The following is an 8,149-nucleotide window of genomic DNA, read 5'->3' as shown; positions in this document are numbered from 1 at the left end:
GTCTTATATTAAGTCCGGTAATGGCATTGATTCAGTGGATGAGATTGTAAAAACAGAAAGTGTGAAACAAAAGCTCGTCTATGCGACAGTTACTTATACCAATAAGTCAGATGAAGAAATTAACCATGTGCTTTATATTGGTACATTGCTGTTGATGGACCATGAAGATGGAGCATATCAAATTTACGATCCGACAGAACAGTCCGGAGATGACTACGATCGTGTTATATGGGATGGAGTTGCACGTACAGCTGAAATGACATACAACAGTATATCAGAGGATTATGGAGATGGAGGAAACTATATTTCTTCATTAAAACCTGGTGAGAGTATACAGGTGAATATGGCATGGATCGTAAATGAGAATGACTTGAATAATATGTATCTGAATCTTAACGGTGATGGAGCGGCATATGAGTTTTCAGATTCAATGTTAAAAACAGGACTGGTGGACATATATCAGTAATGAAAATCTTATTATAGAGAAGAGGCTGTCCGTAGTGGGCAGCTTCTTTTAGGTAGAAAAAGCATAGTTTGAATAAAGCTGTAAAAGTTCACGTTGAATTTTACAGCTTTTTGTGTATAATATAAGTAGCAGAAACAATATAAAATCAAGGAAGGAGCTGAAAGAATATGGCAAGTATTTTACCAGTATCTGATTTGAGAAATTATAACGAAGTCCTGAAGAACTGCCACAAAGGCGAGCCGGTATATCTTACTAAGAATGGTAGAGGACGTTTTGTGGTTATGGATTTTGAAGATTATGAACGTGATCGTGCGGAAAAGAAGCTTTTGATGAAGCTGCAGGAAGCCGAAGAAGCAGTGAAAGACGGCGAAGGATGGCTGGATTTGGATGAACTGAAGGCACTTGTGGGGGAATAAGATGTTAAAATTGCGGATTAACCCGATTGTTGCAAAGGATCTGAAGAATATTCGGGATTACATTGCTGAAGACAACGAGGAATATGCGGCAAAGACCATAAAGGAAATTTACGGGAAATTTGAGAATCTTCAGATGTTTCCGGGAATGGGATCAGATCTTTCCAAACGTGTTAGCTTTCGGACATATTATAAATATGCGATATGGGAAGATTATGTGATTATCTACAAGGTCAGCAACGAATACATAGAGATTTATCGTGTAGTTAACCGATATCAGGATATCACGAGAATCTTTAATTAAATAATTGAGAATGTCAACTAATGAAGAAATAGGAAAAGTGAAATGGAAAATTCATATATTGTATTGGGAAATGGTTTTTCTATTGATTTAGTTCAAAAAATGGAAAAAGCAGAGGAGATAGATCTGGCTAATTTATTTTCAAAGGGGGAACATGTTCTTTATCCAAAAACAAATACTAGAGGTTTTTTATCACGAAAATATACACCAGATTTATGGAATTTAGGTGCTAGAACATATATGTCATATGAAGCGGCAACACAATTAGTAACAGATGTTATTACTTGTGCAAATGTATATAATTTGTCAGTAGAAAAAAGACCAAATGAAGAAAGAGATAGTTCTAATATTTATATTCACGCATATAGCGAATTGTCTTCTTATTTAAGATATTTATTTATATATTATGATTCGTTAGTGTCTGAAAAGGATTTAAAAAATATAATTGATGAAATTGAATTAATTCATTACATAAAGAATCGTGTATTACGACAAAAGAAAGTATATATTATTACCTATAATTATGATGTGTTTTTGGAACGATTACTCAAGCTTGCGGATATTCCTTTTAGTATTTATGGATTTGATGATAGTAAAGCAGATGTGATTCTATTTAAACCACATGGTTCTATTAGTTTTTCTTTCAAAATCAAAATTCAAGAATATAGTCCATATAATATTAGAGATTTGATCGCTGAATCAATATCACAAAATTCTACAGATTTTGAAATAAAGTATGATTTACAAGAAGATTATCCAATAGTAAATGCAATAATTCCTCCGGCAGGAGATGTAGAAAGATTTGGATTTGGCTGGATAAAAGATATACGGAAGGGCATTGATGAAATAGTAAGTAAAAGTACTTCAAAAGATGAAATGATGATGTTCGGATTGTCTTACTGGCATGTGGATAGAAATGAACTTGATGAGATTTTACTTTCTTTGGACAATAAAATGGAAGTACGATTTGTTAATCCTAAGCCGCCTACGGCGTTGGAGGCTGTATTAACCAGTCTATTTAAGAATTATATACACTTTAGTAACAGCAAGTTAATTGTGGAGGATATTGCAGATGGCGAGTAACAGATATTATAGAAAATCTACATCTATTACTGTTTCTAATTTTTACGAACAGTATCAACTGGGAAAATATAGATTTGATCCACCATATCAGAGAGACATGAATGTTTGGGATATTGAACAAAAATCTTTTTTACTTGATACAATTTTTAAAAACTTTCCTATTCCTCCTATTTTTTTGGAACAAAAAATAGATTCAGATACAGGAATAACCAATTACGATGTCATTGATGGAAAGCAAAGGTTATCTACGATTATAGGTTTTATAAATAATGAGATACCATTACCGAAGGAATTTGGAAATGATATATATGGAAATAATATAATAAATGGTCTTTCATTTAATGAAATAAAGAAAATAGCAAAAGAAGATGATGAGATAAAGACTTTAGTTTCGGATTTTTGGGCTTATTCAATATCGGTAGAATATATAGAAAATCCGGACTATAAAATTGTAGATAGCATATTTGATCGGTTAAACAGAGAAGGAAGTAGATTAAATGCGCAGGAATTAAGAAAAGCACAGTATTATGATACGTTGCTATATAATGATATTATTAGCTATAGAAATGATGAATACATGACAAAGTTAACGTATAAGCTAAATAAAAATAGAATGGAAGATGTAGGATTCATAACTGAGCTATATATAATGACTGCGGAAAATACGATTTTTGACGGTAATGAGAATGAAATAGATAAAGTATTTGCAGATATTGTGGATAAGTATGACGAAGAATGTTCCATATCTGTAAGGATGAAATTCGAAAAAAATATAAATTTACTAAAAGAATGGAATATAGACTATTCTGCATATAATATTGAGGGGGTTAGCCATTTATATGCATTATGGTACTTGGCATTGTATATAAGTAATAATCAAATTAACGCAGATGACATATGTGACAAGATGAATATTTTTTATAGAAATTTACGAAGTTATAAAACGATACCGCAAACAGTAATCTATCAACAATCAATGCAATCTGCAAGTCGATCAAAGTCGGCACGTAAAAAAAGAGTTAATGCTATATTAACGTACTTGGAATATGAAAAAATATAAAGGAATTGATTGATAACCGTTAGTTGATAACAAATTGATAACACCGTTCAGTACAGCCTATGGACTTAGGACAGTTGAACACATATAAAACCAAATAGAACCATAATGCCAATACTAAAAAGTATAGTAACAAAATTTTATTTGCGAGTTTGAGTAAAGGCAAAAAGGCTGAAAAATAGAAAAGTTTATAATAAAGGCTGTAGGAATGAGTGATTCCTGCAGCCTTTATTTAGTGTCAGATGGAAGTCTGTGAGTTGAAATGCATGTTTATATGGATATATTAACAAAGGGAAAAAATAAGCGTATAGTAAAGCTGTAATGAAAAAGAGCTACCTAGTACTGGTAATACTAAGTAGCTCATCATAGGAAATGCAATCCAAATAATTTGAATAGCATCCAGCACATCTATTCTAAATTATTTCTCGATTTTTGTAAACCCTTTCTATGATATTTTCATTACAACAATGAATCTGCGGATTCAATAAAAATATCATAAGGAGGCTTTTATCATGAAAGCAATTAAAATCAAAATGAAGCGTAACTGTGGTAATTCTGGAAATGTACAGGACATTGATTCTATCTATATAGATCAGACAAGTACATACTGGAAGAAATCAGAAGTTTACGACTATCTGCAAAAATTTCCTAAAACCATTACCGTAAATATTTCACCATATCCATATCTTATTCCAGCAGTAAGTTCACAGGGTGAGAAATATGTTCGTTCTGTGGCGAATAGTACATCGAAAGATAATCTGATGATGTTACCACGGGAATAATGATTAACGGTTTGGCAGCAAGGCAGATATATAAATCGAACATTTTTTCGGTATATGTCTTGCGTTAAGGCTATAATCCTGATAAAATATAGTAAAAATATATAAAAAATAGAAATTTAATACTGTAAAAATAGGCATATAACACAAGGGGTACTGAATGAAAGATAAAGAAATAAGTATTCCGGAAACGGAAGAGTGTACACTGGCCCATGTAGACTATGAAACACAAAGAATCCAGTCTATGCAGGAACACGCAGGAAATGTTGTTCTTTTTTTAAGTAATGTCTGTGAACTTTCAGAATTGAAAAACCTTGTAGAATTAGCTGGAATTCTTCATGATGCAGGAAAGCTTGGCACAAAAAATCAGGATGATTTTAAGAATATTCGGAAGTTGGGTGATAAGGTACATAAACATGGACTGGATCATTCTACTGCCGGTGGAAGACTTGCGCTTGAATTAATAAAGGAATGGCCTGTCTCGGAATTTATCAGTACATTGATTTATTTTCATCATGGAATGGAAGATTGTATTAATCTAGAAAATGGCCAGAGTTTACAGGAACGACGTTTGAAAAAAGAAATTGAGTATGCATACATTAAAGAAAAATTTTTCCGGATTTATGATATAAAAACGTTGAAGAAATCCGGAGAGGACGCAATTCAGTCATATCAAAAAATCTTTAATAATATAAATGAATTTGTTAAAAAACAAGATTCTTCTGGAAAAAAATATGGAAGCAGATATTTTTATCTGGGAATGTATCTGAGAATTGCGTTGTCTTTGCTGATTGATGGTGACTGGACAGATACAGCATGTTTTTTTCAGAATATCCCTTTATCGAAAAGAATTTCGCAGGAAGAGACTCAGGAAATATGGCAGAAGTGTATATATAATTTTGAACAGTATTTGAAAAATGAAATTCAGAATAATCCGGACAATGGAAATCGGCTGAACAGTTTTCGACAGGAGATATCTGACTCCTGTCGGAAGGCGGCAGAAACGAATCAGAAACTATATCGTCTAACAGTGCCAACTGGTGCTGGAAAAACGCTCAGTAGTCTTCGATTCGCACTCTATCATGCGAGGAAAGAACAAAAAAATCGTATTATTTATATAGCCCCCTTCACATCTATTTTGGAACAGAACGCAGAGGAAATTCGAAAAGCAACGGGATTGCCCTCTGTTGTATTGGAACATCACTGTAATGTGATCTGTGAAGAAGGAGAAGAGGAAAAATATCGAAATCTTACAGAGACCTGGGACTCACCAATTATTGTAACGACAGCAGTGCAGATTTTAAATACGTTATTTTCTGATCAGAAGAGTTGTATTCGTAGAATGCATAATCTATGCAACAGCGTTATTATATTTGATGAAGTGCAGGCAATTCCGGTTAAATGCACAGAACTTTTTAATCTGGCTGTGAATTTTCTTTCTCAATTTTGCGGAACAACAGTGGTATTATGTTCTGCTACACAGCCGACACTGGCTTCTCTTGAAGAAAATAATATCTGCAGGTGTGTGGAGATGTCAGGAGAATCTGAAAAATACGCAAAAGCTTTTAAACGAGTTGAGATTATCGATGAAACAGAAAGATACGCCGGAGGGATGGAAACAGAAGATTTAAGAGATTTTGCATTAGAAAAAACAGAGGAATATAGAAGTACTTTAGTAATTGTAAATACTACAAAATGTGCATTTGAAGTATTTCAAAAACTGGAAGACAGCTGTACGGAAGAATATGAGATTCTTCATCTGAGCAATAATATGTGCCCACAACATAAACTGGATACTTTGAAAGAAATAAGAAATGCATTAAAAGAAAGATCAAAGAAGATTATTTGTGTTAGTACACAGGTTGTGGAAGCGGGAGTGAATTTTTCTTTCGGATGCGTAATCCGGTCAAAAGCTGGCCTTGACAATGTTATTCAGGCAGCAGGAAGATGCAACCGACATAAAGAACTGGGAAGAATGGGGGCGGTTTATATTGTGCAGATGTCCCGGGAAGCGGAAAAACTGGAACATTTGAGAGAAATAAGAAACGCACAGGCGGCTTTGCAAAAGGTGCTTGATGATTTTAAGCATGATAAGAAAAAGTTTAATTATGCATTGGACTCAGAAATAGCTATAAAATTTTATTATTCAGTGTATCATACACAGTTAAGAAAGTCAGAAACGAAATTTCCGGCTGAAATATATAATGTGCCTGTAACTTTAGTGGATCTGTTGGGAAAAAATCAAACAGGTCAGAATCAATACAGACGAAAACATGAAGAAAAAATGCATATAAAACTTCCGCAGGCTTTCCAGACAGCAGGACATGAGTTTGAAGTGATTTCTGATACTTATAAAGTAAGTGTTGTTGTTCCATATGAAACTGAGTCGCATCAGTTGTTGGAAGAACTATTACAAGTGCGAACAGAAACAGAAAAGAAAAAGATATTGAGAAAATTACAGAGATATACGGTCGGAATTTCGGAAATCAGAAAAGATAAACTGGGAAATGCCATATATGAAACCAGTGAAGGGATTCTGGTGTTGAGTGATGGATATTATGATAAAAAAGTGGGTGTTGTGGATGAGCCAAAGATGGATTTTTGCAATATGTAAAGGTGGTGAGAAGCATGAAAAAATATAGAAATACAATAGAATTTGAAGTATATGGTCCATATGCACTTTTTTCTGATCCCGTTATGCGTGTCGGTGGAGAAAAGACAAGTTATCATATTCCGACATATGAGGCCTTACGTGGAATTGTGGAAAGCATTTACTGGAAGCCCACGATCATGTGGATCGTAGATGCAGTAAGAGTAATGAATCCGATTCAGACAGAAACAAAAGGTATCCGCCCGATTGCATATAATGGTGGCAATGAGCTTGCATACTATACGTATCTGAAAGATGTTCGTTATCAGGTGCGTGCGCATTTTGAAATGAATTGTAATCATCCGGAACTGGAAGAAGACAGAAATGAATATAAACATCATAATATTGCCAAACGGATGGTGAAGCGAGGCGGACACAGAGATATTTTCCTTGGAACAAGAGAGTGTCAGGCTTTTGAAGAACCTTGTACATTTGGCGAGGGAGAAAGCTTTTATGATACGATGACCGGAGAAGTAGATTACGGTTTTATGTATCATGGCATAACATATGCGGATGAAGCTGTTTTGGAAGAAGATAAGGGTAAAATGACAGTGCGTTTCTGGAAACCGGTTATGAAGAAAGGGGGAATTATAGAATTTATAAGACCGGAAGAATGTACACAGAAAAGACATATCAGAGAAATGGAACGTAAAATTTTCGGAAAAGATAATTTCACAGGTTTAAAGGAATTTACCAGTGAGGAGGTGGGAGAGTGAGCTGGGTAAACGAACTCATTGATCTGTATGAGATAAACAGTGACAAAATAGGTGTCATTGAGTATCGGGGAGAAATGCCATACGTTCTTTTGCCACCGTTTCATACTACTGTGACTGCACAGATAACAGTAACTATTGATCAGGATGGTAATTTTATGAATGCAGAACCGGTAGATCTTAATGATAAATTGACAATCATACCGGTTACAGAAAAATCGGGAAGCCGTACAGCAGGAAAGGAACCACATCCTTTGTGTGATAATCTGAGATATCTTGCAGGAGATTATACCAAATATTATAAGGATGATGGAATCTGTCATGAACTGTATATTTCTCAGCTGAAAGAATGGGTAGAATCGGAATACTGCCATGAGAAGGTTCGGGCAATTTATTTATATCTGAAAAAAAATACTCTGATCTCTGATCTGGTTGATAAAAAGATTATAAAATTGGATGAACAGAATCAGATTGATGACAAAGAAAATATTCAGGGAATTGTGCAGACGAAAGCATTTGTACGTTTTATTATTCGTTCGTCAAATTCAGATCTTTTTGAATTAAAAACAGATGAATGCTGGAAAGACAGAACACTTCAGGATTGTTATATAAATTATGTGCGGTCCCGGGAAAAAGAGAAAGGCTTGTGCTATCTTACCGGAAATATGGAGGCTATTTCTTATCTTC

8 protein-coding genes and 1 pseudogene are annotated in these 8,149 nt (G+C 34.2%); all 9 read left to right on the top strand.

The annotated features are described in order from the left end of the window. Window positions 1–466, top strand: a pseudogene (locus AB5026_RS18305) (hypothetical protein); the annotation flags it as partial. Between the two features lie 167 nt (window positions 467–633). Continuing rightward, window positions 634–882 carry a type II toxin-antitoxin system prevent-host-death family antitoxin gene (locus tag AB5026_RS18300; protein ID WP_005610763.1) on the top strand — a complete coding sequence of 83 codons (249 nt, stop codon included), beginning with the start codon at window positions 634–636 and terminating at the stop codon, window positions 880–882. Between the two features lies 1 nt (window position 883). Then, window positions 884–1,183, top strand: coding sequence for a type II toxin-antitoxin system RelE/ParE family toxin (locus AB5026_RS18295; RefSeq protein WP_368214108.1), 300 nt, complete (start codon window positions 884–886; stop codon window positions 1,181–1,183). Window positions 1,184–1,225: 42 nt separating this feature from the next. Beyond that, the gene (locus AB5026_RS18290) at window positions 1,226–2,263 is read left to right on the top strand and encodes a hypothetical protein (protein ID WP_368214107.1); all 1,038 of its coding nucleotides are present in this window, start codon (window positions 1,226–1,228) and stop codon (window positions 2,261–2,263) included. Further along, a complete protein-coding gene (locus AB5026_RS18285; RefSeq protein WP_368214106.1) occupies window positions 2,253–3,323 on the top strand; it encodes a DUF262 domain-containing protein in 1,071 nt (356 codons plus the stop codon). Before AB5026_RS18290 ends, AB5026_RS18285 begins: the two co-directional genes overlap by 11 nt. A gap of 509 nt (window positions 3,324–3,832) precedes the next feature. After that, window positions 3,833–4,102 carry a DUF3892 domain-containing protein gene (locus AB5026_RS18280; RefSeq protein ID WP_092072115.1) on the top strand — a complete coding sequence of 90 codons (270 nt, stop codon included), beginning with the start codon at window positions 3,833–3,835 and terminating at the stop codon, window positions 4,100–4,102. A gap of 157 nt (window positions 4,103–4,259) precedes the next feature. Then, window positions 4,260–6,713, top strand: coding sequence for a CRISPR-associated helicase Cas3' (gene cas3, locus AB5026_RS18275; RefSeq protein WP_368214105.1), 2,454 nt, complete (start codon window positions 4,260–4,262; stop codon window positions 6,711–6,713). 14 nt (window positions 6,714–6,727) lie between these two features. Further along, complete coding sequence (cas5c, locus tag AB5026_RS18270; RefSeq protein ID WP_368214104.1) at window positions 6,728–7,465, top strand: type I-C CRISPR-associated protein Cas5c; 738 nt, start codon at window positions 6,728–6,730, stop codon at window positions 7,463–7,465. After that, window positions 7,462–8,149, top strand: a 688-nt coding sequence (locus AB5026_RS18265; RefSeq protein WP_368214103.1) for a type I-C CRISPR-associated protein Cas8c/Csd1, incomplete at its 3' end; no start/stop codon positions are given. The genes cas5c and AB5026_RS18265, both read left to right, overlap by 4 nt.

The organism is Blautia sp. RTP21359st1_E11_RTP21359_211015 (genome assembly GCF_040910705.1).
GTDB lineage: Bacteria > Bacillota > Clostridia > Lachnospirales > Lachnospiraceae > Blautia_A > Blautia_A fusiformis.
The sequence above is the reverse complement of the archived record's forward strand: the minus strand, read 5'-3'. Positions and strand labels throughout refer to the sequence as shown.